General features: G+C 45.7%; 27 protein-coding genes and 1 pseudogene. 16 read left to right on the top strand and 12 right to left on the bottom strand.

Going from position 1 to position 24,156, the window contains the following annotated elements:
- The first annotated feature begins 5 nt into the window (after window positions 1–5).
- The 4 genes from D4L85_RS31090 to D4L85_RS31075 all read left to right on the top strand — a co-directional run bounded on the left by D4L85_RS31090 (window position 6) and on the right by D4L85_RS31075 (window position 3,102).
- A complete protein-coding gene (locus tag D4L85_RS31090) occupies window positions 6–695 on the top strand; it encodes a hypothetical protein (RefSeq protein WP_119758015.1) in 690 nt (229 codons plus the stop codon).
- Between the two features lie 14 nt (window positions 696–709).
- Window positions 710–1,426 carry a DUF1266 domain-containing protein gene (locus D4L85_RS31085; protein WP_119758014.1) on the top strand — a complete coding sequence of 239 codons (717 nt, stop codon included), beginning with the start codon at window positions 710–712 and terminating at the stop codon, window positions 1,424–1,426.
- Between the two features lie 322 nt (window positions 1,427–1,748).
- The gene (locus tag D4L85_RS31080) at window positions 1,749–2,435 is read left to right on the top strand and encodes a hypothetical protein (RefSeq protein WP_119758013.1); all 687 of its coding nucleotides are present in this window, start codon (window positions 1,749–1,751) and stop codon (window positions 2,433–2,435) included.
- 37 nt (window positions 2,436–2,472) lie between these two features.
- Window positions 2,473–3,102 carry a hypothetical protein gene (locus D4L85_RS31075; RefSeq protein WP_119758012.1) on the top strand — a complete coding sequence of 210 codons (630 nt, stop codon included), beginning with the start codon at window positions 2,473–2,475 and terminating at the stop codon, window positions 3,100–3,102.
- Window positions 3,103–3,864: 762 nt separating this feature from the next.
- On the opposite strand, the gene D4L85_RS31065 is transcribed toward D4L85_RS31075, so the two are convergent.
- Complete coding sequence (locus D4L85_RS31065) at window positions 3,865–4,512, bottom strand: hypothetical protein (RefSeq protein WP_119758010.1); 648 nt, start codon at window positions 4,510–4,512, stop codon at window positions 3,865–3,867.
- 343 nt (window positions 4,513–4,855) lie between these two features.
- Here D4L85_RS31065 and D4L85_RS35190 point away from each other — a divergent pair, with 343 nt between their 5' ends.
- The 3 genes and pseudogenes from D4L85_RS35190 to D4L85_RS35185 form a co-directional block, all read left to right on the top strand.
- Entirely contained in the window at window positions 4,856–4,981 is a 126-nt protein-coding gene (locus tag D4L85_RS35190) for a SymE family type I addiction module toxin (RefSeq protein WP_119758009.1), read from the top strand.
- A gap of 158 nt (window positions 4,982–5,139) precedes the next feature.
- Entirely contained in the window at window positions 5,140–6,033 is an 894-nt protein-coding gene (locus D4L85_RS31055; RefSeq protein WP_119758008.1) for a hypothetical protein, read from the top strand.
- Between the two features lie 5 nt (window positions 6,034–6,038).
- A pseudogene (locus D4L85_RS35185) lies at window positions 6,039–6,230 on the top strand (hypothetical protein); the annotation flags it as partial.
- 170 nt (window positions 6,231–6,400) lie between these two features.
- Here D4L85_RS35185 and D4L85_RS31050 read toward each other — a convergent pair.
- Window positions 6,401–7,384 (bottom strand): restriction endonuclease, encoded by a 984-nt coding sequence (locus tag D4L85_RS31050; protein ID WP_119758007.1) that lies wholly within the window; start codon window positions 7,382–7,384, stop codon window positions 6,401–6,403.
- A gap of 33 nt (window positions 7,385–7,417) precedes the next feature.
- A complete protein-coding gene (locus D4L85_RS31045; protein ID WP_228450685.1) occupies window positions 7,418–7,744 on the bottom strand; it encodes a helix-turn-helix transcriptional regulator in 327 nt (108 codons plus the stop codon).
- Between the two features lie 96 nt (window positions 7,745–7,840).
- Between D4L85_RS31045 and D4L85_RS31040 the strand changes: the two genes are divergently transcribed.
- Window positions 7,841–8,074: a SymE family type I addiction module toxin gene (locus D4L85_RS31040; protein ID WP_119758005.1), complete on the top strand. Its 234-nt coding sequence runs from the start codon at window positions 7,841–7,843 to the stop codon at window positions 8,072–8,074.
- A gap of 20 nt (window positions 8,075–8,094) precedes the next feature.
- Here D4L85_RS31040 and D4L85_RS31035 read toward each other — a convergent pair whose 3' ends face one another.
- Window positions 8,095–9,354, bottom strand: a complete 1,260-nt coding sequence (locus tag D4L85_RS31035) for a hypothetical protein (RefSeq protein WP_119758004.1) — start codon at window positions 9,352–9,354, stop codon at window positions 8,095–8,097.
- Between the two features lie 79 nt (window positions 9,355–9,433).
- On the opposite strand from D4L85_RS31035, the gene D4L85_RS31030 reads away from it, so the two are divergent.
- Complete coding sequence (locus D4L85_RS31030) at window positions 9,434–9,661, top strand: SymE family type I addiction module toxin (protein WP_160144114.1); 228 nt, start codon at window positions 9,434–9,436, stop codon at window positions 9,659–9,661.
- 609 nt (window positions 9,662–10,270) lie between these two features.
- On the opposite strand, the gene D4L85_RS34960 is transcribed toward D4L85_RS31030, so the two are convergent.
- From D4L85_RS34960 to D4L85_RS31020, 3 genes are read right to left on the bottom strand one after another with little or no spacing between them, the layout of a single operon-like run.
- Entirely contained in the window at window positions 10,271–10,519 is a 249-nt protein-coding gene (locus tag D4L85_RS34960) for a transposase (protein WP_250645399.1), read from the bottom strand.
- Complete coding sequence (locus tag D4L85_RS34955) at window positions 10,434–10,691, bottom strand: transposase (protein ID WP_250645402.1); 258 nt, start codon at window positions 10,689–10,691, stop codon at window positions 10,434–10,436. Before D4L85_RS34955 ends, D4L85_RS34960 begins: the two co-directional genes overlap by 86 nt.
- 43 nt (window positions 10,692–10,734) lie before the next feature.
- Window positions 10,735–11,115, bottom strand: a complete 381-nt coding sequence (locus D4L85_RS31020) for a hypothetical protein (protein ID WP_119758002.1) — start codon at window positions 11,113–11,115, stop codon at window positions 10,735–10,737.
- A gap of 447 nt (window positions 11,116–11,562) precedes the next feature.
- On the opposite strand from D4L85_RS31020, the gene D4L85_RS34570 reads away from it, so the two are divergent.
- The 4 genes from D4L85_RS34570 (at window position 11,563) to D4L85_RS31005 (ending at window position 14,543) form a co-directional block, all read left to right on the top strand.
- The gene (locus D4L85_RS34570) at window positions 11,563–11,880 is read left to right on the top strand and encodes a hypothetical protein (protein WP_160144113.1); all 318 of its coding nucleotides are present in this window, start codon (window positions 11,563–11,565) and stop codon (window positions 11,878–11,880) included.
- Between the two features lie 440 nt (window positions 11,881–12,320).
- Entirely contained in the window at window positions 12,321–12,944 is a 624-nt protein-coding gene (locus D4L85_RS31015; protein ID WP_160144112.1) for a fibronectin type III domain-containing protein, read from the top strand.
- 254 nt (window positions 12,945–13,198) lie between these two features.
- Window positions 13,199–13,933, top strand: a complete 735-nt coding sequence (locus D4L85_RS31010) for a helix-turn-helix domain-containing protein (protein ID WP_119758000.1) — start codon at window positions 13,199–13,201, stop codon at window positions 13,931–13,933.
- Between the two features lie 64 nt (window positions 13,934–13,997).
- Window positions 13,998–14,543 carry a dihydrofolate reductase family protein gene (locus D4L85_RS31005; RefSeq protein ID WP_119757999.1) on the top strand — a complete coding sequence of 182 codons (546 nt, stop codon included), beginning with the start codon at window positions 13,998–14,000 and terminating at the stop codon, window positions 14,541–14,543.
- 221 nt (window positions 14,544–14,764) lie between these two features.
- Here the strand turns inward: D4L85_RS31005 and D4L85_RS31000 are convergent, their stop codons facing one another.
- Window positions 14,765–17,839 carry a right-handed parallel beta-helix repeat-containing protein gene (locus D4L85_RS31000; protein WP_119757998.1) on the bottom strand — a complete coding sequence of 1,025 codons (3,075 nt, stop codon included), beginning with the start codon at window positions 17,837–17,839 and terminating at the stop codon, window positions 14,765–14,767.
- A gap of 707 nt (window positions 17,840–18,546) precedes the next feature.
- Here D4L85_RS31000 and D4L85_RS30995 point away from each other — a divergent pair.
- Complete coding sequence (locus tag D4L85_RS30995; RefSeq protein ID WP_119757997.1) at window positions 18,547–18,768, top strand: hypothetical protein; 222 nt, start codon at window positions 18,547–18,549, stop codon at window positions 18,766–18,768.
- Window positions 18,769–18,855: 87 nt separating this feature from the next.
- On the opposite strand, the gene pdxR is transcribed toward D4L85_RS30995, so the two are convergent.
- On the bottom strand, window positions 18,856–20,328 hold the full coding sequence (gene pdxR, locus D4L85_RS30990) for a MocR-like pyridoxine biosynthesis transcription factor PdxR (RefSeq protein WP_119757996.1): 1,473 nt from the start codon (window positions 20,326–20,328) through the stop codon (window positions 18,856–18,858).
- Window positions 20,329–20,438: 110 nt separating this feature from the next.
- On the opposite strand from pdxR, the gene D4L85_RS30985 reads away from it, so the two are divergent.
- Both D4L85_RS30985 and D4L85_RS30980 read left to right on the top strand, forming a co-directional pair.
- Complete coding sequence (locus tag D4L85_RS30985) at window positions 20,439–21,020, top strand: hypothetical protein (RefSeq protein ID WP_119759015.1); 582 nt, start codon at window positions 20,439–20,441, stop codon at window positions 21,018–21,020.
- A gap of 12 nt (window positions 21,021–21,032) precedes the next feature.
- Window positions 21,033–21,572: a hypothetical protein gene (locus tag D4L85_RS30980; protein WP_160144111.1), complete on the top strand. Its 540-nt coding sequence runs from the start codon at window positions 21,033–21,035 to the stop codon at window positions 21,570–21,572.
- Between the two features lie 420 nt (window positions 21,573–21,992).
- On the opposite strand, the gene D4L85_RS30975 is transcribed toward D4L85_RS30980, so the two are convergent.
- From D4L85_RS30975 to D4L85_RS30965, 3 genes are all read right to left on the bottom strand, one after another.
- Entirely contained in the window at window positions 21,993–22,805 is an 813-nt protein-coding gene (locus D4L85_RS30975) for an alpha/beta hydrolase fold domain-containing protein (protein ID WP_119757994.1), read from the bottom strand.
- 81 nt (window positions 22,806–22,886) lie between these two features.
- On the bottom strand, window positions 22,887–23,480 hold the full coding sequence (locus tag D4L85_RS30970) for a Crp/Fnr family transcriptional regulator (RefSeq protein WP_119757993.1): 594 nt from the start codon (window positions 23,478–23,480) through the stop codon (window positions 22,887–22,889).
- 65 nt (window positions 23,481–23,545) lie between these two features.
- Entirely contained in the window at window positions 23,546–23,872 is a 327-nt protein-coding gene (locus tag D4L85_RS30965) for a hypothetical protein (RefSeq protein WP_119757992.1), read from the bottom strand.
- Between the last annotated feature and the right edge of the window lie 284 nt (window positions 23,873–24,156).

Genomic DNA, 24,156 nt, shown 5'->3' with positions numbered 1-24,156 from the left:
CCTGTATGGACCCCATTTTTTTAACGCCGGTAGCCGTAGTTATTGTAAGTTTAGTGGTTATGGTGATCATGAAAAAACGTCACCGTGCTGCACAAGCTGAAATAAATCTTGACCAGGAACGTGGGCATTATGCGTCATACAAAGATGAGTTATTGAACCGCGATTTTTCTTTTCTGAAGACCTGGATGGGCGGCAAAGCCATTGATGCCTTCAGTTCCGGGTCTGTACCGCAAAGCACAGCCGATAAAGTTCAAGACCTCATCGGTGATGGACTAAAAAATGTAGCGCTGTCAACGGTTGGGGTAAAACTCAGGCGGGTAGAAACCGATGCGTTTTGGGTTTTGAGTGGCAAAGATTTGCATTTCCTTACAGCCGATACAGACGGTGACTTAGAAGAGCACCTGGTCTTCGATAATTTTCGCATAGAAAAAGCCCGGCTACAAGATGGCGGAGTATTAAAAACGCAACTTGGATTTTACGCAAAACAAGCCGAAGCAGATCTGCCCAAAGTTCAGCTCATCACGTTTGATATCGACGGACAACCCATGACGCTTGAAATTCACGATCGATTACGATATGCGGTAGATCCATCGGATGTGTTGAATCTGATGAAACTACATCAGATCAGGGCCAAGTACCAGGTAGTGGGAGAGGGGTTGTTGGCGGAATTAAAATCTCGATTTTCTAATTTATAACGAACCGATATTTTATGGGTTTTCTGACGAAATTATTCAAGGCTTTTTCGGATTTGCAGCTAAATGATAAGCAACCGCTACACGGAGAGCAACTTGATTTTGTATTGGTAGGCTCCATGTATGCCGCGCAACAATCGGCCTATTTAAACTCTTATACGACGGGGTTAAGTAAGGACGAAATCAGGGAATTGTTGGAAGAGTATTGGGATATTTATAGCAGCGAAGACGGAAGGGAAATACTGGCCAGTTTAATAGAGCGGAACACTGACCCTTATCTTTCTGTTGTGTATGAGGCGTATGAGAATAATGAGCGCTATGTTGAAATATTAAAATCCGGATTGCCCGGCGACGAAGACAGCTTCCAGCAATATCTCCAAATCTATAGGAAATTAAAAGACGTAATTCCGGAAGTTACGGCACAAGATGGGGTGTTTGAAAACTATGCTGCACTGAAGAAAACAAGAGACGCAGCATGGAATTATGGCCGGGCTTCATTCATAGCCAGATGTTGTTTTGATATGGGCTATCTGTCGGAAAATGAACTTAAACAATATTTGGAAGCAAGCTATCAGGGTTTGAAAAAATTCTGTACGACCTGGAAGGAGTATACTTCAAGTTATGTGTATGGAAGAGCTTTGTGGGGTGGTTCTCATAATGAAGGGATGATGTCTATTGGGGAGGATTTGTTGAGTAATAGAAAAAGCCCTTTAAGAGATAGAGTGAACATTTAAGTGTCAAAAGGTAGCGAGGATGAAGGCGCAAATACGAGGTGTGCAGAAACTGCTCGCATGACACGCGTAGGTCAGACCTTATGGGCACATCAGACAACGTGTCACGCGCAGTTACGAAAAAATAGGGGAACAGAATGGGGAACAAACCCCAAGCAAAAGCAGGTCATTTTGATCTGCTTTTTTTGTTTGAATGAGGGGTAGTTATTTATTCACTCTGGACTTAATAAACCACTAACTACCTTAATCAGATACAGGATTACTAAAATCATTGGTATGACATAGAGGGTCTAAGTATTGCAAAATTTTGGTAAATTTATTTAGAATGCTCAATCAAAACGTTATGATAACACCAATGTACCCACAGCAACAGCAGTTTCAACTGTTTGCTTCAAGAATCGATAGGATAACTCAAACGGCCGGCCCGTCCCTTCAATTTCTTCAAAATAATTTTGGCTTAGGAACTAATAAGACGAGTGGATTGGCTGTACCATTGGCGGGGTTTAGGGACTACGTTTTAAATTTAACTGCGACTATTGATACATTTTTTAATCCGCAATTTTGGCAGACTCGTATGCCTATGGCACCCATTAATCAAATTCATACATTCCAGAATCATCAGATCACGTACTTAAAGTTTTCTTTTCTATTTAGTATCGTATCTCTGATTGAGTCAGAAATGCGCAAAATGGTAAGATATTTTTGTAATTTGACAGAGGCGAAGCCGGCATTTGGCAATATTTATCCAGCCGTTTTAGCACGTTTCAATTTAAATGGACAATATTTAGAGACCTATAAAATTGCTCGGCTAATTAGAAACACTGTACATAATAACGGTGTGCACAATGATCCAAGTACTACGGTTACGTTTAGTGGAACGCAGTACCAATTTTCAAATGGACAACCAATAGGCTTTTTCGCATTTGCATTTAACGGTGACCTTTTAGAGTCGTTGTTGAATTCAATGGTGGCAATTGTACAAAGTAACTTATATCAAACCTCAAACTATTGAAATTTGCGATTGAAAGTTGTTAGTTAAAATCGACCCTATGCCTAAACAAACCGATCTACCTAAGTTAAAGAAGAACTCATTAAGGAAAGTTGAACTATCGAAATTGCGGTTTCAATTGTTCGAGGTAACAGTCAGATCAAAGGATTATCTCTTGTTGCGATGGGTGGCCGCAATGTCCCTAATTGAACTTCATGCCATTTGGGAGCGCTATGCAGAATTGCGATTGATTGTAGCCCTGAACCACAACCCAACTCATTTTATATCCGAAAATGGGATAAAAGGAATTAAGTCCATACCGCGTGGATTGTCGCAAGTATTAACAAGAGGAAATAAGGACTATTTTGATTTTCGAACAATTGCCGATTTGATTAGCCAAGGCAACAGATTGGTAGGGAAAAATAAGAATCCATTCGCCTTTTTGAAGGGAACTGATGATCTGAAATATTTAGATACCCTCAATGCGATACGGAACCGCATTGCGCATGCAAGTGAAAAGTCGCTAAGAGATTATAAAGAAAAGGTGAAAGGGTCTTTTGGAATGAAGTATATTCCTGAACCAGATGAATTTCTCAATGCGCTTGATCTCAGAAGACATAGTCCGGTATATGGGAGGAAAAGACTGTTTGTGTTGCATGAAATTGTATCAAAGGCGATTAGAAATAGTTGAGACGTAATTTGAATATGTACGAATAAACTCACTACCGCAATATGAATTTAAATGAAACATTTTAGCCTCGATATTTTTCTATTTGCAGCAGGCATCGCACCAGCTCAAAATCCAAACGAAGGGTATTCCCAAAAATTAAAGACTGCTTTAGATTCTTCGAGGAGCGTTCAGAGTTGATCTTCAACTGTCGCTGATATTGGCGTTGTTCATGCTATCAACCTGAGGGTGATGCCGGTTATGATTGGTGACAATGGAGTCGATATAACCACAATGCCGTCCACGGTCGAAGATGAACTATTTAAATTTGCGAAAGGCCTTTCGATCTTTATAGTAGAAATACGTTACCCCGAACTTCATTTTGTTTGAATCGACTGGAACAATTATCGCGGCTATTTTGTCGGTATGGTAGATTCCGGTGTTTGCATCATATAATGGAAAGTCACCCTTTACCTTTTTTATTAGATAATCCAAATGACTGTGCCTCGCATCGAGCTTAATAGAACGACATGTAGTGTTGTTATTGGGAACGGATTTGTCGAAGTAGTATTTCATTCCAATTACTGGATTTGATGTATCAACCAGCATAAATGATAGACAATAGTAGTCGCCTGTCAGGACGTTCGTATACAACGTATCCTGTTTCAATTCTTCAATTTGATGCCTTGGCCTCCCTAATAGATCGTCTATACCTCCTTGACCGTGGACAATTTGAAGGAATCAAAAATAAGGGCGAAGGCAAGCAGGTTTTTCATTTTAGTATAATCAGTGTAATAGATGTTTGGCTGTTTCGACAAGGTCTTGGAGGAATGCAAAGACCTTTTGCCTTTCTTCCGGATCTTTTAGAATGAATTTCCCTGCTTCAACAAGGAAGCCCGTGAACTCCCGAAACCATTTCTTTTTGGGCTTGGAGGTATTTAGGTCTTTACGAAGTTCTTTGACCTCATTTATCAAAATTTCCATTTGACTAGGGTCAATTGGAAGTGATTTGGCTAATGTAGGAAAGTTGTCAAGTTTTGCTTCCAAGAGTTTTACCTCTTGAGCAGTGAACGTCTCTGAATTCGAGAATTCCTCACTTGTTGTTTTATCGAGATTTTTCCAAGGGTCTTCAAGTTCGCGATCTTTTATATACGCTTTGACGTGTTGTTTCAACCAGAATCGGAATCGATATATGACTCTATCAAAGCGGATGTTTTGATCGTCAATTGATTGCTGGTCGGCAGAGAATTTAGTTGGGACTATATCGAAAAAATCTGGCCCAAAGGTAGAGTCATACATTGAGAACTCCATTGATGTGTTTCGATATGATAAGGTGTAGACTCCTTTCTTCTCGATCGGCTTAAAGTCATATGGATTGAACCCTTCTTCTTTGACCGCATCGAGGAAGGCCACTTTATGTGCGTTTTTTAGCATAGAAAATGATGAAAGATATCGTCTACTTTTTAAATCTACGGTATTTATTTTCAAATGAAAAGTATATGACAAAAGAGAAATACAGGTCTAAAGCAATTGTTTGACAATTGGATGAATGCTAATCACGTCAAGACATTTTAGAATATTCACGAACGAGTTTGTCAAAGTAAATGTGCATTTACATAACGGGGGATAACTACAATAGAAGAACAGAAGCTGGAGTCTTTGTATTGAAAATCAGGGAGGATAAGAAGCAGGAAGAACAACGCGAAAAAAGAACGCATCCTAAAAGTATGCTACAGAAACTTCCCGCGAAGTTCCTACAGCTACGCGAAGCTCCGAAATACGGCTTGCCGGAAAATGGCTCGAAGCCTGTGGCTTTGAAGTGGGCCGGTTCATTCACATCCGGCCCTTGAACAAACACCATCGTAATCACCTTGCTGGACGAACGTGTATAGGAGTATTTTGACTTAAATGCTTCATCACGAAAGTAAGCTATGAACACATGGCGTCAAACAGGAGCTATAGGTCATTTGCCCTCTTTTGTTTACCTTTATTTAGGAAGACAAACGCCTTATAGCAAGACGTTGGCGGTAAGCTATTAAGAACCTTTTCGACTATGCCCACATGAAAATCGGCAGCTGGCTAGGTAAGATCAAAAAAAGATCTTGGTATATATTAGTGGTTTTTGTGATTGGCATTCTAATGTCGACAACAGACTTGTTCAAAAACATATTTGATGTATATGACAAGCTTGCTGAGAAATCTGAAGGTTTCGAAATTGTAGATGTCGGTATTGTTCCGACAAATGATTCAACAGAGACTGGAGATTGGAATTATGCCAATGGGGCAAAGATTGACATTAAGTTGCGTAATATCTCAAAGAATGTAGCATTCGTTAAGGAAGCTGTGATTCGAATTAAGAGTATAAACTATATACATATCACGGAAATACATTGCCCGGCTGCCGATGGGTTTACAGAATCAGGATCATATATGGTTAATCTTGACTTGGCCAAACGTTCGGACACGATATATCGTAAAGTATCACAAGTTATTCAAAGTGGCGCTGCTGATAGATTTTCGCTAATATTTGCCACGACATCTGAATTAACAGAGGACAGAATATATATCGTAAGGCTTGCTATCGATTTGGTTTATAATGAAAATAGTAAAATTGAATCGACAAAGGATATAGTTTTTGCAGTAAGATCAAGCACCCTTATCTTCTGTCAACCATTTATTATGAGTGATCAAATTTTGCGTCATTTAGATCAGTTTAAGGACGTTAAGGAGGGTGAGATCGAGCACTATTATGAATTTTCACCTTGGGAAGGCAAAACTGGAGACCTTCGCCCTTTAATTGTTAGTTGGTGTGAAGATCATTTCAATTTGTATCGGGAACTACATGATTTTTCAGGAGTAATAGAGCCAGAACTTAAACAAACTATAGAAGGCCTTAAACCAGAAGTCGATATTGATACTATAGAAATTGTCAAAGTTAAATTGAACCTAGATTAAAAGAGAAAACGAAAGGTGCATTTCCCTCGGATATGGCTCAGCTCAAATTGATCTATCTGGCTTATGGGAACGTCCGAAAGAAATGGACTCAGCCCCTTCAGAATTGGTGCCTTACTGTATCCCCAGGTTGGCACAAGTCTTCCTGCGTGAATCGATTGCAGGCGGGACTTGTGCAGCCAAACACTTGCAGTCTTTAGACTGCCGGTATACGAAGTATGCAGAATTGTTCCCTTGCGTCGTTCGGCACATGTAAGTCAGAGGACTTGTGGACATGTTAGGCACAAGTCACGTGCGACGCCATCGCGCATCCGGAAGACTTGCTCTACCCAGGGGGTAAGTGTTTAGAAATCTTGTTTCACACTGGTTGTCACTCTTTGAAATCAGGGTCTTTTCCGCTAAAGTTGAACTTAGGTTGCTCAAGCGGCGTCCCGATGAGGAGATTGTGTAAGAAAATCTTGTATGGATGGATCAGTTTAACTTTTGGAGACATGGGATTCCATGTCTCTAACCGAATCCCTTGAATACTTTCAACTCGAAAATCTTCTATCACAACGTCATCGCTCTCAACTTTGAATTTAACAGGCTTAAGGATATTCCGCAGTGAGTCTATTAAACCCCTGAATTCCTTAACTTGAAAATATTTATAGTATTCCCTTTTTGTAACTTTGTAAATGAAACAAAGTTCTTTTACTGGAACAAGCACGCCATCGGTGATAAATAGTTTGACCTCTTTTTTACAAGAGCTTACGTTTTCTACGCCGTTGAAAACAAGTGCACCTTCAGTACAGAGTTTCGTAAATTCCTCCCTGGCGGTGAAATATGAGCGTCCGTCGTCATCGGTGAACTTAAAGTCATTCCAGTTCGGGATTTTCGGGGCTCTATTTTCCCTACTCATTTTTTCATAGGCTTGATTGGCAGTAAATCGAAAGTCCGGGCGAAATGCTCCTTCAAAGCGGCTCAATAGAACAGGCATTTTTAAGTCCAGTGTCCATTTTGGATTTTCAAAATCGTGCGCGGTAAACATGTCGATTCCATAATTTTCGCAGACAGACTTCGCAGACTTTGAAAAACCTTTAGATGAAATCAGCACTCCTTTGTTCGCCTTGATGTCGTTTATGACGCCCACAAATTCATACACAACGTTTACATCAATTGGCTTCTTAGTGTCTTTTGCTTGGACCACTATCAGAATCTCGTGTAAGCCAATTTTACTCCTTATAGAAAGATCGATCTCCCTATGGGTTTTTGACTGATGGCCTAAAATTTTGTCATTTCGGGTCACCTTTGAATCAGGATCGATTTCCCTGTAAATAGATTCAATTAGTTGCTCGAATTCTCTTCCTTGTTTCATTTCAGACTTTGAAAATATGCGACAGACCGAACACTAACTCACATGTCGCTTCTTAATCGGCACCAACAACTCCCATAACTCCACATCAAGTAGAATAGCCATCTCTCTCAACAACTTCAACGAAGGCTGCGTCTCATTTCTGCAAATCCTGGATATCGTGTTGGATGAAACGTTGAGTTTCTCTGCGAATTCTTTTTGGGAGATGTCTTTTTCAACCAGAACGAGCTTGAGCCTGTTAATTTTTTCAGCCATTTGAATAACCAGCGGGTTAAAGAATCCATTACAAGTACGAAAACGGAAATGAGATTCTAAAATCAAAGTAGCTGATAAACAGGGTTTTTCAGTTTGATAAATAATCATATTGAATTATTTATTATACATAATATGGTTATTTATGTTAATAATATGGATATTTATACATGTAATAAATATTTATGTGTTGAATAATTGAGGAGGATGGAGGACAGGAAAAACAACAAGCAAAAAGAAAGGCTCCTAAAAGTATACTACAGAAACTTTCCCCGAAGCTCCTACAGCTACGCGAAGCTCTCCGAAATACGCCTTGCCGGCAAATGGCTCGAAGCCTGTGGCTTTGAAGTGGGCCGGTTCATTCACGTCCGGCCCTTGAACAATACCATCGTGATCACGTTGCTGGACGAGTCCCGGCCGGACGAAAAGCCGAAGAAATAGATTTGCCTAGTGAGGATCCGTCAAGGATTAGGCATGAACGAATAATACTCAAATTCATCGGCTTGGGTGGGGTGGCGGCGCAGAATGCTTTCTTTGTAGGTGTAGCCGTTGATCACTTTTGTTAGCTCACATCCATCATACCGAAAACCTTCAGGCTGCAGCATGGGGTATACTGCCGCTATTTCGGCAGGGATGTTTCCAATCTTTACTGGTTTGCCCTGGGGTGCGTAGAGCGTCCAATGCATAGAGGCTATGCCGGCGTCGTATGTGAAGCCGGCGGTGTAATACGTGAAATCCTCGGAGAATTCGAAGGTAAAGTGGCGAAGGTCGGTGTCCAGGAACTTAAAGTTGAACGTTGGCATGGTGAATGACTCAAATGAACTTGCGAGGTTGCCTTGTTTGTGGTAGGCTACAGCGCCGGAGGCCTGGTAGTTCACCAAGTTCATCTTGTAGATGTCGAAGCCGTCGATGTATCCGATCAGGGGCTGGCCTGTGGCGTCTTGGGATCCGGCAAGACGGTCGGTGTCGAGAATATTGAAATAAGAGGCAAGTTTTCCGCTGCTGTCGAGGTAGGCACCGGCTATGTTCGCGGAGTTGTATCCATCAAAGTTCAGCTTTCGCTGATGTTCGAAGGGGGTGAAGTTGGTATTCATGTCCAATTCGATCTGGTCGCCACCCTTGACACCCTGGATCTTTGCGTATACCGGCACGCCGTGGCGATAGGTGGTAAGCAACACATCGGAAGGTAAGCCGCCCATGAGCAGGTTGGCATGAAGGGTGCCGCCGGCGATCGTTTCCTGGTAGCCGGTGTACGAGCCGCGGTTTGTAAACCAAACGCCCTGTGGCGGTCCATCGTAGCCGTTGAGTTTAAAGGCAACCGAAACAAGGTCTCTCAGGTCTAACCCGGCGCCATATTGTACTTCGAACGTCGACCCTCTGTCTACATCGGCGTAGGTCTCTACACTTAAATACGTTGTTCCGTCAGTGTCGACACTGGCATTTACAATGGTCAGGTTGAAATGGTCAATCGGTCTCGTGGTCGTGAGGACAAGGCGCTCCCGGCTGGTCGTTTTCTTTATATCCAGAAGGTTGCCATCGGCATCGGTGGCATAAACCCAATGTTCCGGCGCGTAGCTCGAAATGACCTGTGGATCAAGCGTGACCAAGGGTTGGGCGGTCTCCAGGTTCTTGTCGGAGTCTGAGCAGGCAGAGAGGCATGCGCTTATACATAACAAGGTGAACAGGCGATAATAAGGGTGTGGAGATAATTTTTTGCTCATATCAGGGTGGTTTTGAAGGGATGGTCAGGCTATTGAATAAATGTTGGAACGCGCGGCTAAGTTATCAAAAAACGCGCCAGTGTTGATTGGTAATAGCACTGCGCCTAGTGTATCGGTTGCATCGCGCTGGAACTTTCCCCAAAAAAAACACAACTATGCAAAGCTCTCCGAAATACGCCTTGCCGGCAAATGGCTCGAAGCCTGTGGCTTTGAAGTGGGCCGGCTCATTCATGTGCGGCCCTTGAACAACACCATCGCGATCACTTTGCTGGACGAACGTCTGCTGGATGAAAAGTCGAGGACCTAAGCAGCGGGCTCGCCAACGGCGGAGTCCGAGGCGGTGCATGCGGTTGGTGCCATGGAACGAGAAGATCGATGCAGTTTTCCTATGGCACCTTTTTTATTACACCGCTAACCCCAGGCTAAAGCCTGGGGTTAATATGAATGCCTAAGCTTGGAAAGCATCTCATCTGCAATCTCAAAAGGTTTCTAGAAAGAGGCTCGCCACGTTCTACAATCTCAAAAAGGTTTTCTTATAACCCCAGGCTTTAGCCTGGGGTTGATGCAACCTATGGTAACTGCACCACGCTCACATCCCACAAGTAGCACGAACGTTCATGGTGCACCCTCACTACGTCTGGCTCCGAAGTGCCATTAGGCCACCTCGCTCAAGGGTACGTCACGCTAGATAGAGGGGGCTCGCCACGTTGGACCATGAGGCAGCGTGTACGGCCGGTGCCATGAACCGTGAAGATCGATCCGGCTTTCCTGTGGCACCTTTTTTCATCGACCGATCAACCCCAGGCTAAAGCCTGGGGTTATAAAGGGGACAAAGACATCTCACTCACTCGGTCCGCCAGCTGGCGGACTGACTGCTCCTATAGCAGGCATAGACGTAGCTGAATGCGTAGAAGGGTCAGGTGGTGGCCGTATGAGGGGTCTCGCAGTGTTTTTTCAATTGCTCATACTCGTCCTTAAAAGAGATCTTTTTATGATGATGCTCTTGATTGCGAATATAGAACCGTACCCGCTCCAGCGATGATGGGCTAACGGAAATGGCGAAGTACTCGACGGCCCATTCAAAAGCGTGAGTGAATAGTCGTTCGCGGTTTATCCAAAAAGAGGACTCGCCCTTGATAAGCTGCATGACTTTGGCAACGCTCATCTCGGCATTCAATACTATTAAAGGCGTGAATATGATCCAGGTGCCCCTCCATCGTGTCTATGAAGATACCTTTTATCTTCGCATTCTGACGGATGTGATTGAGGATGGCGGGTTTCACCTTCGCTGTGAGAAGAGGCAGGCGATCTTTGGTGCACCAAACGAGGTGAAGCATGACGTTAACATAGGACATTATTCAAGTAGTGATGTTATCATAGTTAATCCTGACTTTCAATAGTCCCATCAATCCTTTGCAGCTCGCTCCAATTAAAGTCTTTGATCTTATTCCCGATCGATTCTATGAGCAATGAAATTTGTTGTTCCATGCCGGCATCCATTCCGTTACGTCGGGAATACAAGTGATAAAATTTCTTAAACCAGTAGTATCGGTTAAACAGCTGTTGTGATCCGTCAATTTGTATGTTCTGAATCAAAGATGGCTTATGGGTTAGTATCAAATAATTCTGAAGTGCCGTAGACCACGGATTTGAACTAAATACCAACTCCCTGCTGTAAGAACCGCTAGCTACAATGTCCTCAATGGCACTTCTGTGAATGCTTGTAAAATACCCCTCGCCAATAATTTCGTAGTCCATCATGCTTTCAATAGTGTAACAGTAATATCGAGTTTTTGTCCTTGAAATATGGAGTTAACGATTGTCCGGCTCTTTCGTCAGATACCATTGACTGGATGAAATATAGTGCAACGAAACTAAAAAGCAAACCGAATAAAAAAACGCCGTACCTGTCATACAACCAATGGCTTTTTTCCTCCGCCGTTTCCCTATTTACTTTCTTAAAACGTGGTTGCGCTACTGAAATCCGACGATATATCGTTGGGCCAACGAAATATCGTCGGCTAAGACCCCGGTACGGTAGACTTCCGGTAAGGTTTTAAAAAAGAGAGAATATTTTTTAGTGTGTCATTTTTCATTGCCTTCCTCCGTTTGGCAAAGCCCGATCATACTTCGTTCGCAACATGTATGCTTTTTCTTTCAAGGACGTTGTAAATATGCGACAGGCAACTTAGAAATAATAACAAGTTGGTGATTCAACCCGCGCAAGGTCGAAGTGTTGTGCGTTCACCGTTTGTCGAACCGTCCCTGTTCTGGATTCTCAACCCGGTTTTCGATTTTCTTAACCAGGTTTTTCATTTTGTGGATGGACTATGGATTTTTCCTGGTTTGGATTTTTATTTTCCGGGTGAGGATTTTCATTTTTCTGGTCGTGTTATTGATTTTCCTCGCGCGGTTTTTGATTTTCCTCGTGAGGTCTTTGATTTTCCGGATCCGGTTTTTCATTTTCCGGATGAGGCTTTAGATTTTTCGGGGTGGGTTTTTAACTTTCCTCGTTTAGATTTCTGATTTCCTGGTCTGGTTTTTCATTTTCTTGCCCGGTCTTTTTTATTTCCCGGTTGCCCGATGCATTCTCCTTCCTGGCTTTTTCATGTCTCAGACCGTCTTTTCTTCTATCACCGGTTGATTGTTTCTGAGGCTTGGCATAAAGTCTCGCAGGTTGTGCAATACATTGAAGAAGATGATCGAGATTCTTTTTAAGACACTCTTAATAATAAGCGTACTCAACAAGGCAAAGTGCATTGTAAACGAAGAAGCAACTTATTCGCTGCAACGTATTTGCAGTCACGGTAGAAAATCACGGCACTGCATTGTTTTTGTTTTCAAAACTTACATGTCGATCGTTTTTGATCGCGCAGAAAGAAAAATGACGTTGGCACGGCGTTTTAAAATTTGGTATGCCGTTTGGCAATGGCCCTGGCATAACAAAATTTTTAAACATTACGATTATGAACAAGATTGTGAAAGTAGCCTTGAGACTGAGTGAAATGAATGACGAGGCGTTGGAAGTGAAGGCTCAATCCATCATCCAAGAAATGACGGACAATGCAAACTTCCCTGCGCCCATCCCCGAACTGGATGCGATGAAGACGGCATTGACGGCTTTTCAGGCGGCCCTGGTCAAACAAAAAAGCGGTTCGAAGGCCGACACGGCGGCCAAGAACGCAGCCCGTGTTGTATTGCAAAATGCCTATCGCGCGTTGGCCAGTGTAGTAGAGGTGAAGTCTAACAATGACCTGTCCATATTGCTCACCTCCGGTTTTGAGGCGCGTAAAAATGCCACACCGGCCGGCCGGCTGGAAAAACCCGCAGATCTGAAAGTGACCCTGACCGACAAGCCCGGGTCGGTGAAGGTAAGTGTCTCAAAAATTGAAAGAGCCGTGAGCTACATGTTCCAATATGCCCTCAGCCCCGTAACCGACGAAACCCAATGGAAGACGCTCACCGGCACTTCGCGCTCGAAGACCATCGACGGTCTGGAACCGGGGAGGTCGTATATGTTCCGGGTAGCAGGAGTGGGGTCTGATCCGGCGATTGTGTATTCGGATACGGTGACGCGGATTGTGGCGTAGATCACTTCACAGAGGAAGTCCGTCCGCCAGTCCGGCGGACGGTTACGTGTTTGTTTTTATAACCCCGCCCTAAAGGGCGGGTTATAACCCGATCACGGTCTGGCTATTAGCGCAGGCAAATTTCCGTGTGGTCAGTTTGGGGCGGACTCCGGTGACTATGGCCAAAATTCGCATATTGCATAGGAGTTAAAAATGCTCCTTCGTTAAACCGCGAGACATTGGCGGTCATTGTGAAAACCGAAATCAACACACCCATGGAATACCACGAAACAAAGCCATGCAACGCATTAGAACCTTTTATTCATTCCTTTTGGGAAATGAAGGGCGGCAAACACGACGGACAATGGGAAAGAATTTTTCCGGACGGATGTGCAGGCTTAGTCTTTAATTTAGGCGACGCTTGTGTCACAGACAACGGCTCATTTACTATGGAATTCGGTAAAACCTATGTCGTGGGTGCGATGACTTCGTTTAAAGACAGTTATGTCAACGACAACCTGCATCTGTGGGGAGTGTGTCTGAAACCAGCCGCTTTTTCGAATTTCTATCGTTACGCACCACAAAATGAACTAATCGACAAAACCGTTGAACTTGACATAGCGCATTCCTTTGCCATCGACAAGTTCCTTAAAAGCCCGGCCAATTATCTCAACCAATTCTACATCGATAAGAGTAAACAAAGACACAACCCACTACAACCCATTTTAGAAGAAATCAATAAGGCCAAGGGACAGTTGAGCATTTACGAGCTAGCCAAAAGGAACGACACATCGATAAGACAGTTAGAGCGGAATTTCAGAACACAAATAGGAATTTCTCCAAAAGAGTATTCAAACATTGTCCGTTTTCAAAACGCTTTGACCGTAATTAAAAACGCGGAGCATAAACGGAGTCTGTTGGATATTGCGTTTGAGTGTGGCTTCTACGACCATTCACATCTTGCTAACGAAATTAAACGGAATACGGGTCTTGCTCCAACCCAACTATAGGTTGTCGCATTTTTCCAAAGTAGGAAAGGGAGCTCTTCTTTAGTTTTGGAGAAATCTAACGCTAATGAAAAGAATAATTTTAAATCTTGCGATCACATTGGACGGTTTTATTGAAGGACCAAATGGAGAAATTGATTGGTGCGTCATGGACGATGATATGAACTTTGGTGCATTCCTCGAAAGTGTAGACACGATGTTCTACGGAAGGGTGAGTTATGATGCATGGGGAGATTTTGAGCCAGACGGGAACGCAAGTTCAGCGGAAAAGGAGATGTGGCAAGCCATACATGCAAAGCGCAAATTCGTTTTTTCCGGTCAAAACCGAACCTTCGAAAAAGCCGGCCTCATTTCTTCTGATATTGCCAACCACGTAGCAGAAATAAAAAAACAGGGAGGCAAAGATATTTGGCTTTACGGTGGTGCAAGTCTTATCAAAACCTTTATAGACTTGAGCCTTATTGATACCTATAAGATATCGGTTCATCCCGTTGCCTTAGGCGGTGGTAAGCCTTTATTTGAAAATTTGAAAAAGCGGATTGGATTGAAATTAACGGACACCAGAATTTTTAGGTCGGGAGTAGTAGAGCTGACTTACGAACCCGAAAGGTGATTTTTCTTCCATCGCCGGATTGTTGCACTCCAGGCTACCCCATGGTGAAATCGATACGACAGGGGCGGGTAGCGGGAGGCTTGTTTGATGCGACAAGTCTTACGTCCAATCAATCGCCGCCACGCATCGCCGGCTATCCATAAAAAAGCTATCGCGAAAGCCATTGACGACTTTCGCGATAGCGCATTTATCGGGCACCCCAATCCAGGGGCGGGGAACTGTTATCGTTGCACGATCGCCGTCTTGCCTGTGTCTATCCGCTTGCCGTTCTGGAGAACGTGGTAGATATACAATTCGCCGGGTATGAAGATTTCCTCGTACATGGCCGGGCTCCACTTGCCCTGATGTATGCGACGACCGGAGCCGTCGAAGATCACGAGCGTGTAGTCGTAGCCACCGGGGTAGTGGTTGTCGAGGAACACAAAGTCATCTACCGAAGGCGTGGTGACCGTCGTCGTCGAGTCAACCGCTGTATCGTCCGTCGCCGGCGCGAGGGCTACGTCGATCGTGCGGCCGACCGCGATGCCCTTGGCAGTCAGCGCTTGTTCTTGTGTCAGGTCAATGACCACGACCCAACCGACATAGCCAAAGTTCATCGCGCTGCCGACCATCTTGCGTGCGCTGATGCCGATCTCGCCGTTGGCGTTCGGGGCAAGCCCGGCATATTCAACTTGCAACGTGGCATTATTGGTAACGGTCAACGTCTTCACGACACCGCCTACGCGGTATTCGAATGTGCCATATTGATCGGTTGACCCACTGCCGGCAGCACGCGAAGCACCCATTTGCAGGGTGTAGCGGTGTGCAGGATTGAGCCGGGTCAGTTTCAGGTTGTCGCCTTGCAGCACACCGTTCACGGTGGTGCCATACGCCGCGTTGTAGTTGAACCAGTTGTTCTTTACCACGGCGGCCGGTTGAACCGTACCGTTGGCAACACCACCGGCATAGGAACTGGTCGGCGTGCCGTAGTTGGCAGGGTTCCACTGGCCGGTAGCCACGCTGCTCACCGTGATGGTGGTCGCCGGATCGGTTGCTGTGATCACGCTGGCATGAGGTGCACCCGCCACGCTGATCCAGCCGCTGATGCTGGCCGCCGCAGGCCTGAAGCTGAAACGCGTGATGGCGCCTTTGGAAACGCTCACCGAAGCATCGGCGCTGGCCGCAGCACCTTTGTTATCTTTCACAGTCAAACGGAAAACATAAGAACCTTCCGCCATGCCACTCACCGAAGCCGTAGACGACGCGGTGTTAGAAAGCGTACAGGTACCTCCGGAAACTTTGGCCCATGCATACGATGCGATGGTACCATCCTTGTCGGACGCGCTTCCCACCAGCGAAGTCGAATTGGTGGGCAACACCAGATTTTTTGCGCTGCCCGCACTCACGGTCGGTGCTGCGTTGGTGCTGGTGACGACGGCAACAACGGTCTTCGTCGCATAGGCCGTGGCACCGCTGTTGTCTTTTACGGTGAGACGGAAGACATAGGTGCCGGTTACCAGGCCGCTAAGACTCAGTGTAGCCGTGTTGGCATTGGTCATGGTGGCAGCGCCGCCGGACAGTTTTGTCCACGTGTAAGTGGAAATGGTACCGTCCGGGTCGGAAGCCGTGCCGATGATGGTAGTGGTAGACGTGGTGATGTTCAGTATGGATGCACCCACGCTTACGATTGGCGTAGTGTTCGTACGAACGGTCACCGTCACGTCGTCACTGGCGGTGGCGCCTGCATTATCTTTCACGGTCAGACGGAATACGTAGGTGCCGGCTACCAGGCCGGTGACGCTCAAGGTGGCGGTGGTGGCGTTCGTCAATGTGGCCGTCGAACCCGATACCTTCGTCCAGGTGTAGCTGCTGATGGAGCCGTCCGGATCGGAAGCCGTGCCCGTAAGGGCAACAGAAGTAGTGGGCAGGCTCACGGTTTTATCCGAACCGGCATTCACCGAAGGAGATTGATTCGATGATGTCCCTCCAAATTCAAAAGCGCCCTGGTCGTATGCGCCAATGCGCACCTTGCCGTCCTTGTCAACGGTCACGCCATAGGAAAGCAAGTCTATACCCGCATTGATGGCCGGTGAGCCCGTCAGCAAGTGAAAATCCCCGCCGGCCGCATTGACAAACTTCACGCTGGCGATGTTGTTTGTCTTCAGGTTGTTGGCTTCCACCGTGAGCGCCTGTGCCGCGCGGCTGTTGTATTTAATATAGGTGAAGCTGCTCCCCTGATCCGTCACAAAAATGTTATTGGCAATCCGCGACGTGGCGGTAGGTGGGCCCTCGTACATCATGATATCGAATTGCGAGCAGTTCACGATGGTGTTGTTCATCACCATGAATCCGGTCGGAGCATAATTGCCGGCATAGTCGATCAAAGAGAAACCTCCCATCAAGCCGCCGCGGATGACGTTGTTGTAATAGATGCCACCGCCTCCGGAATCCCAGACGCAATAGCCGTTACCGGTATCGATGATGTTGTCGTGTACTTTTGCTTGTGTGGTACCGCCGCCGGCCTGGAAGCCATTGTCCTGTCCATAGCCACTATGTGTGCCGAAGTTGGTCACGGAGTTGTGGTGCACTTCGCAACCCGAAATGGCCGACCCGACTTGGATGCCCTCGTTCCCGGTGGTTTGTACTGTATTGTTATAGACCTTCACGTTCACCACATCGTGTTCCTTCACGGTAAGGCTGGTGCCGTTACAAGTCATGCCTACGCCTGAGTCGTAGTGTGAATTCCCTATGTAAAATCCTTCGCATCCCGTGTTGCTGATTAAGTTGTCGTGAAACGATGTATTCTTCATCGTGAAGTTGCCCCTCCAGGTGGAAGCGTCGCAGGTGGGGTCGGTCTTGGCCACAATGCCCACACAATTCGTGTTATGAACATAAAGGTGATCGACCTCGAAATCGGAGCTCAACTGTTGGAAGTTGATCCCCATCTCTGCGCCGGTGATCTCAATGCCGTATTTAACCGATGGATTGTTGCTGCCCGTGAACCTCACGTAGGTCACGTTATCGACCTCAACGGCGTTTCCGAACGACGCTGGTGCGCTGATGATGACCGAACTATTGCTTTCATTCGAGATGATAACCGGCAGTGCTGCCGTGCCATGGATATTGATAAGCTTAATACCCGTCCGGGTTCCCCCTTTGAAACAGATCCTGTCCCCCGGTTTCACTCCTTTGGCTGCTCCATCAAATTGCCACTCCGTTGCCGCGGTGGAAATGGTGAACTTGCAGCCGCTTTGAGCAATGACTGCCATAGGGAATAGCAGCACGGCTCCCAACAAACCTAAAATCCTTCTTCTCATTGTACTTTTATTTTTTGGGCTCCTATTTATTGGCAAATAAACCACGATATAGGATAATGGTTAAATGGCACTCTTGTAACTTTTAGCTGCATTTTTGTTCAAAAATTGAGGTGCTTTTAAACTTTACCTTAGTAAGCTTAAAACGCCAGAGGCAAGAACCTATCCGGTGGGTCAAGGATCCTATAGAGATGCGTCAAAACTCCATCGTCTTAATCGACACTTCGCCCGAAAAATTGTAAGACCTATCGAAAAAGTACTTTGCATAGCCTGGCAAAGGCTTGACCGAAAAAAAGAAGATGAAGCATTGTGGAAAACGGAAGAGCTTCCGGTGCTTGTTGAGTTATCTCGGAATCTGATCGTGTACCATTTTCTGATGTAGAGAAAAATTTTGGTGTTAATATTTTGTAAACAAATGAATTTGCCCACTTTTTAAGGAGTTTTTAAGGGGATTCTCCGCCGTGAAGCAGTTTTTACTTTTTATCGGCAACGTGTGCGGAGGCAACAAATATGTTGACATATTGGGTTTTTTCATTCGAAAATGCTGGGACAGATCACAGCATTTAAGCTCCATCCAATGTCACTCACATCCGTCATTACGGGTGTATACGGTATCAAATGCCACTATGAGTACCTTCCACTTTTCGGGAAATCGTAAACATCCAGGCTGGGTATGCCGTTTGAGTCTATATAAGCAAAACCTAAATAATATGTTTGTGCCCATCACATCGGAAGTGACCATCAACACAGGAACGGTGGTCAAGCAAATCGCGACGGATCGGCTTTTCGAAGTAGGCCGAAGATTGAGTGACACAGAAGAAGTTTTGGGAGATGACCCTTGGGAACTGACCGAAATAGACCCCGGGCATCCTGTGAGAACCATTTCATTGCATTATGCGGAACTGGCCATGAAATATTTCGCAGAAGTTTAAGATCAAGGTTTGAACGTTCTCAAATGCTGGGCTCCCTGTTCAAAAACAAGGGGAGCAGATCGCCTTCTGATGGGCGAGAAGGGGATGTTATTCCAAAATCTCTTTCAGGATCTGAACAGCTTTCTCCTGCTCTTTAAAATTTAAAGAGGCAAAGCCCATACCCACGGCGTTGTATTTTTTTCTTTTTGTATCGTAGTCGGTGCCATTGCCCATGACTAGTCCTTTTGCAAGGGCTTTCTCAGAGACCAACGGCAGATTATTTTTTAAGAAAGTAACCCATACCAGCATTCCGCCTTCCGGAATTTTAAAAGAGACATGTTTCCCCAACTCGCTCGTCAGCAGGCTGCAGAAATGATCTCTTCGTTCTTTATAAAGCTTCACGGATTTCTTGAGGTGTCTCACAATGGTACCATCCTTGAACATTTCCGCAATGGCATTTTCAATGATGCTGTCTCCATGCGAGTCGATATATTTTCGGAAATATGTAGCCGCGCGGATAAACTCCACGGGCGCTACGATAAACCCTAACCGGATGGCGGGAGCCAATGACTTGGTGAGCGTACCTAAATAAACCACATTTCCATTCAGATCAAGACTGGCCATGGGCATCATCGGCTTGCCGGCATAATGAAAATCATAGTCGTAGTCATCTTCCATGATGGCGAATTTGAATTTTGCCGCCAGTTCCAGAAGACGGATCCGCTTTTCAGGAGTGAGTGTTGCTGTCGTGGGGTGATGATGATGCGGAATGACATACACCATCCGGATGCTTTTCTTCTGGCAGATCTTTTCGACCGCGTCGATGTCCAATCCATCTTCATCAACCGGTACATAATTGATCCGGGCACCGAGTTGCTCAAAAGTTGAATGCGCCCCGATGTATCCGGGCGTCCCGACAATGATCTCTTCGCTTGGCTTTACCAGTAGCGACGCGGCGATATAGATGGCCATCTGGGCACCTTTGGTGATCAGAATATTATCGGGTGTGATCCGCAGGCCCCGGGTGTCGCATAAAAATGCAGCCAGGTGTTCTCTTAAGTAAAGTGTCCCTTGTGCATTTCCATACATCAGGTATTTTTTGTTGGACGACATCCGCGAAAGACTTCTTATTTTTCTGACCAGGTCTTCAATGGGCGCCATGCGCACGTCCGGATAGCCGCCATCCCGCAAAATTATTTTTCCGGCCGAAGGAAAATCAGAAAGAGGGGTGGGCGAGATTTCTTTTGCATCATATTTGAATCCCGTCTTTTGGGGTAATCTGAATTCCCCCCGGTTGTCGCTTATTTTCTTTGGAGATAGCGCAGAAGGATCCACCTTTACAAAGGTTCCCTTTCTGGCCAGCGTTTCTATCCATCCTTGTGCCTCCAGTTCCTGAAAGGCCGCCACCACCGTCATGCGGTTGATGTGCAGGGCGTCCGCGATCTCCCGTGAACCGGGTAGTTTTAGTCCTTTTCGAAGCCTTCCCAGATGGATGTTTTGAATAAACGCGTTCGTGATTTGCAGGTAAAGCGGCGTATCCGACGACCTGTCGATCTGGAGTAATTCATTTACAAGCTGCATGCCCTGGATTAGTTAACATATTGAAACTGGATTATCTACACCATCCAGTAAAAATATAGTTTTGTTACCGTCAACAATAGATCCTCCTCACTTAATTAATGAAAGCTTCTATGAAACGATTACTGGCTCCGGTTGTTCACGGGTGGATCACTTGCCTGCTTGTCGCCTTGCTATCCTTTGATGGAATGGCTCAGAAAACTCCCGGCACATCTCCCGCCGAAAACAGCGGACAGCATGATTTTGATTTTGAGATCGGCACCTGGAAAACGCATCTGAAACGGCTTCAGAAACCCTTGACCGGATCGACTACCTGGGTAGAGTATGAAGGCATCACCGTTGTCCGGAAGGTTTGGAATGGAAAAGCAAATCTGGTTGAACTTGTGGCCGATGGCCCGGCAGGACATTTCGAAGGGCTGAGCCTTCGGCTCTACGATCCTGAAACCCGCCAGTGGAGCCTCAATTTTGCAAACGTAAAAGGCGGTGGCATGGCCTTGCCCACGATCGGTGAATTTAAAAATGGTCGTGGTGAGTTCTACAACCAGGAGACGCTGAACGGACGTGCCATCTTTGTCCGGTTTATTATTTCAGACATCACTTCAACGTCAGCCCGCTTTGAGCAGGCGTTCTCGGAAGATGGTGGAAAGACGTGGGAGGTGAATTGGATCGCGGTAGATACAAAAGTGAAAGATTAAATTCTAATGAGTATGATTCAAGAAAAAATAAAAAATACAAAGTCCCTCTTCATCGCTGCGCTGTTCGTCTTAACACTGCAATCGGTATCTTATGGACAGCGATCATTCGAAAGCCCCGACTCTCTGATCCTTTGCCTTCATAAGGTTCTTTCGGGTCCTGCCGGTGCGCGCAACTGGGAATTGTATAGATCCCTTTTTCATGAAAAAGCCATCCTCGGTGTTGTAAGGATAGACGCACAAGGGCACCCGTCCTATAGCAGTTCGACGCCCGAAGAGTACATAAAACGGACTGACGAATTTTTCCGCACCAACGACTTTTATGTAGAGGAGACCCACCGTATTACCGAACGATTTGGGGATATCATGAGTCTATTCTCCACCTATAAATTCCGAGCGGGAGGCGGCGTGAAGGCGCAACAAAATGGAAAGGGGATAAACAGTTTTCAACTCATTCATGATGCCGGTCGCTGGTGGATCATCAGCATTCAATACACAAACGAGCGAGCTGATCTTCCTATGCCCAAGCAATATGAAGGTGTTGATATGAAGTGACCAGGTGTTTGTTTGTTGTGATCTCCTGTTACAACCCCGACCTGAAGGTCTTGCCTATGCACAAGTTTAAGATCGGATTAGGGCATTCAACTCCAATTGTAGTTTCCGGCACCGCCGCATTACAACCCGCGCCAGCGGGTTCCCTATCATAGCCCCGGGTGAAACCCGGGGTAAACGAAACGAATGTATCGGAGTGCCATAGGAAAGATTGGATCTGGCGTTGAATGTTCTGGCACGCAATGGTGCGCTGCATCCGGGCGCTGCGACGATGCGCCATGAACGCGCTGCGCCTTGATTTGTTTAACAGGTGGCGCAAATGTGCTTTTTCATTTTACCCCCAGTTTCACTGGGGGCTATGCTAGAAAACCCCTTTCGGGGTTAAGCTTGTGCACGGCAAGGCCTGAGGGCCGGGCTACTCGTTCATGCCCCTATAAACTCAGCGATCTCCGCCAATGCCCGCCGGGAGGCTTCCTTGTAGATGTCCTTCTTCATCCAGGAATGGGGTTGATCATCATAGATACTCAACCTGGACTTGCCCTGAATATTTTTTATGTCATTATAAAAATACTTACTGTCATCCAGCAATACTTCATTCGTGCCCACCATAACCAGCACGGGTGGAAATTGGGTGAGCGACTTTTTTTTCGGGCTCGAAACTTCGAGGGGGACGTTCCCCGTATAAGCCCGGGCAAAGCGTTGAAGCATGTCCTTGTTTAGGGTCTGATCCAGCTGTGCGTTTTCTTCCATCGACGGATAGTCGCACGCCAGGCTGACCCAGGGAGAAATCAACACGACAGCGTCGGGCAAGGGGAGGTGTTGTTTGAGCATTTCTCCAATGGCGGAAATGATCATGCTGGCACCGGCGCTGTCGCCAATGAGGTTTAGCTGATGTCCCGGATAGCGATCGGCTAATTCCCGGTAAACTGTTAATGTGTCGTTCAGGCCGGCGGGATATGGATGCTCCGGTGCCAGGGCATACTCAATAAAAAGAATTTTCGTATGGAGCTCCTTTGCAAAGTGACTGACCATATTTCCGTGCGTTCGGATAGACCCTGCAGCGAAACCGCCGCCATGTAAATAAATAATGATCCTGTCTGGCGACGGGTCTTCCGGGGTGAACCAGTAACAGGTTACTCCTTCGATCATGACCGGTGTTATGGATACCGTTGGCGCAGCGTCATAAGGGTGAGGCTTTTGGTCATAGCTTTCCCTGAATTTTAGTACGTTTTCCATGATTTGTTTTTTATTTGCAAAGCTCGCGCCCGATCATGGAGTCAACGTATAAGGTAGTTTAATAAACAGGCTTAATGTAGTTTAAGGGTGCGCTCTTCTCTGTGCGATCTCCTTGCGGATCGTGCTCAGGAATTCAGGGGTGATCCCCAAGTAGGAGGCAATTTGGGTATTGGGCAACCGTTGCGACAACTGGGGATATTGACGGAGAAAGGCAAGATACCGTTCTTCAGCGGTGGAGCTGACGATTTGCAACAACCGGTTCTCCAATTCGGCAAACCGGGTCTCGACGATCACTCTAAAATTCCTGTCGAACTTTGGATATGTTCTCAAAAAATAAACAAAGTCTGGCCGGCTGATCTGGAGAATCGTGGAAGGTTCGATCGCTTCAATATTTACCTTGCTTTTCGTTTCCGAATAAAAGCTGTCGACGATCATGATCCAGTCATTTTCGGCGGCAAATTGCAGGTTGTGTTCCACGCCCTTTTTGTCGACCTGGAATACCTTGAAACATCCCTCGACGACAAACGTGTGATGTCGGCACACCTCATCCTCGGTCAGAATGAGCTGTCTTCGTTTGATCTTCCGTTCAATGACCCGCTCTTTTAGATCTGCCCTTTCGGGTTCGTCCAGGGGAATGTACCTGTCAAAACTGGTAAATAGTTTGTCTATGGACACGGTTTGTCGGATTGCTTTAACTTAAATGTACGGCACTTTGAAGGAAATGGATTCGGCCATAGGCCCTAGAGATACCAGATATGAACAAGATCTAGATTTTGTTCTTGAGCATTTTTGCTAATGGCGATAAGCGCCTCTACGGCCTTAATAGCATCGTCATTAACGGGCGTATCTTCTTGATACTCGGCAGTCATTTTCTCAAACCATTTATGCGTGAGGTCTCGAGCATCAATTTCATTAAATCTGGAGAACAGACGGATAATGGCTGTGTCCACAAAATAGGCGCCGCCTTCTTCTGAATCAAAGTAGAACTTCGTTGTATCTAAACATTCTCTAAGCCCAAATTCAGCGACATTTATTAATTCAGTTGCAGAACCTACCAGAAAATTCAAATCCTTTGGTTCAATATGAAGGCTGAAGTCTGCAATCTTACTTTCAGATTCAAGTTGATCTAAAAAATCAAAGTCGAACCTTTTGACCGCGTCAATGATTTTGTTGTTTATCTCCAGCGGCGAATTGTAGCGTCAATCCCATAGTTACTTATCAAGTACAGTTTTTGGCAATTTATGGCAAAAAACCTGATAATAAACTTCATAATTTGGTGGTCGATCCTTGACGGTGTCTTGCATCATGGCGTCATTTGGCATTACTCCGGATTTTGGCTAGATTCGGTCGG

This window comes from Chryseolinea soli (assembly GCF_003589925.1).
GTDB lineage: Bacteria > Bacteroidota > Bacteroidia > Cytophagales > Cyclobacteriaceae > Chryseolinea > Chryseolinea soli.
Note: the sequence above shows the minus strand (reverse complement) of the source record. Positions and strands in the feature narration are given on the sequence as shown.

What these genes read in the sequence shown, in the direction of transcription:
- D4L85_RS34955 (WP_250645402.1), bottom strand. Translation starts at nt 10,691, where the DNA reads ATGCTTCACCTCGTTTGGTGCACCAAAGATCGCCTGCCTCTTCTCACA.
- D4L85_RS30975 (WP_119757994.1), bottom strand. Translation starts at nt 22,805, where the DNA reads ATGGAAAACGTACTAAAATTCAGGGAAAGCTATGACCAAAAGCCTCAC.
- D4L85_RS31000 (WP_119757998.1), bottom strand. Translation starts at nt 17,839, where the DNA reads ATGAGAAGAAGGATTTTAGGTTTGTTGGGAGCCGTGCTGCTATTCCCT.
- D4L85_RS30995 (WP_119757997.1), top strand. Translation starts at nt 18,547, where the DNA reads ATGTTTGTGCCCATCACATCGGAAGTGACCATCAACACAGGAACGGTG.
- D4L85_RS31090 (WP_119758015.1), top strand. Translation starts at nt 6, where the DNA reads ATGGACCCCATTTTTTTAACGCCGGTAGCCGTAGTTATTGTAAGTTTA.
- D4L85_RS31050 (WP_119758007.1), bottom strand. Translation starts at nt 7,384, where the DNA reads ATGAAACAAGGAAGAGAATTCGAGCAACTAATTGAATCTATTTACAGG.
- D4L85_RS30985 (WP_119759015.1), top strand. Translation starts at nt 20,439, where the DNA reads ATGAAACGATTACTGGCTCCGGTTGTTCACGGGTGGATCACTTGCCTG.
- D4L85_RS31080 (WP_119758013.1), top strand. Translation starts at nt 1,749, where the DNA reads ATGCTCAATCAAAACGTTATGATAACACCAATGTACCCACAGCAACAG.
- D4L85_RS31085 (WP_119758014.1), top strand. Translation starts at nt 710, where the DNA reads ATGGGTTTTCTGACGAAATTATTCAAGGCTTTTTCGGATTTGCAGCTA.
- D4L85_RS31005 (WP_119757999.1), top strand. Translation starts at nt 13,998, where the DNA reads ATGAAAAGAATAATTTTAAATCTTGCGATCACATTGGACGGTTTTATT.
- D4L85_RS31020 (WP_119758002.1), bottom strand. Translation starts at nt 11,115, where the DNA reads ATGATGGACTACGAAATTATTGGCGAGGGGTATTTTACAAGCATTCAC.
- D4L85_RS31035 (WP_119758004.1), bottom strand. Translation starts at nt 9,354, where the DNA reads ATGAGCAAAAAATTATCTCCACACCCTTATTATCGCCTGTTCACCTTG.
- pdxR (WP_119757996.1), bottom strand. Translation starts at nt 20,328, where the DNA reads ATGCAGCTTGTAAATGAATTACTCCAGATCGACAGGTCGTCGGATACG.
- D4L85_RS31075 (WP_119758012.1), top strand. Translation starts at nt 2,473, where the DNA reads ATGCCTAAACAAACCGATCTACCTAAGTTAAAGAAGAACTCATTAAGG.
- D4L85_RS31010 (WP_119758000.1), top strand. Translation starts at nt 13,199, where the DNA reads ATGGAATACCACGAAACAAAGCCATGCAACGCATTAGAACCTTTTATT.
- D4L85_RS31015 (WP_160144112.1), top strand. Translation starts at nt 12,321, where the DNA reads ATGAACAAGATTGTGAAAGTAGCCTTGAGACTGAGTGAAATGAATGAC.
- D4L85_RS31040 (WP_119758005.1), top strand. Translation starts at nt 7,841, where the DNA reads ATGGAGGACAGGAAAAACAACAAGCAAAAAGAAAGGCTCCTAAAAGTA.
- D4L85_RS31055 (WP_119758008.1), top strand. Translation starts at nt 5,140, where the DNA reads ATGAAAATCGGCAGCTGGCTAGGTAAGATCAAAAAAAGATCTTGGTAT.
- D4L85_RS31065 (WP_119758010.1), bottom strand. Translation starts at nt 4,512, where the DNA reads ATGCTAAAAAACGCACATAAAGTGGCCTTCCTCGATGCGGTCAAAGAA.
- D4L85_RS30980 (WP_160144111.1), top strand. Translation starts at nt 21,033, where the DNA reads ATGATTCAAGAAAAAATAAAAAATACAAAGTCCCTCTTCATCGCTGCG.
- D4L85_RS34960 (WP_250645399.1), bottom strand. Translation starts at nt 10,519, where the DNA reads ATGAGCGTTGCCAAAGTCATGCAGCTTATCAAGGGCGAGTCCTCTTTT.
- D4L85_RS31045 (WP_228450685.1), bottom strand. Translation starts at nt 7,744, where the DNA reads ATGATTATTTATCAAACTGAAAAACCCTGTTTATCAGCTACTTTGATT.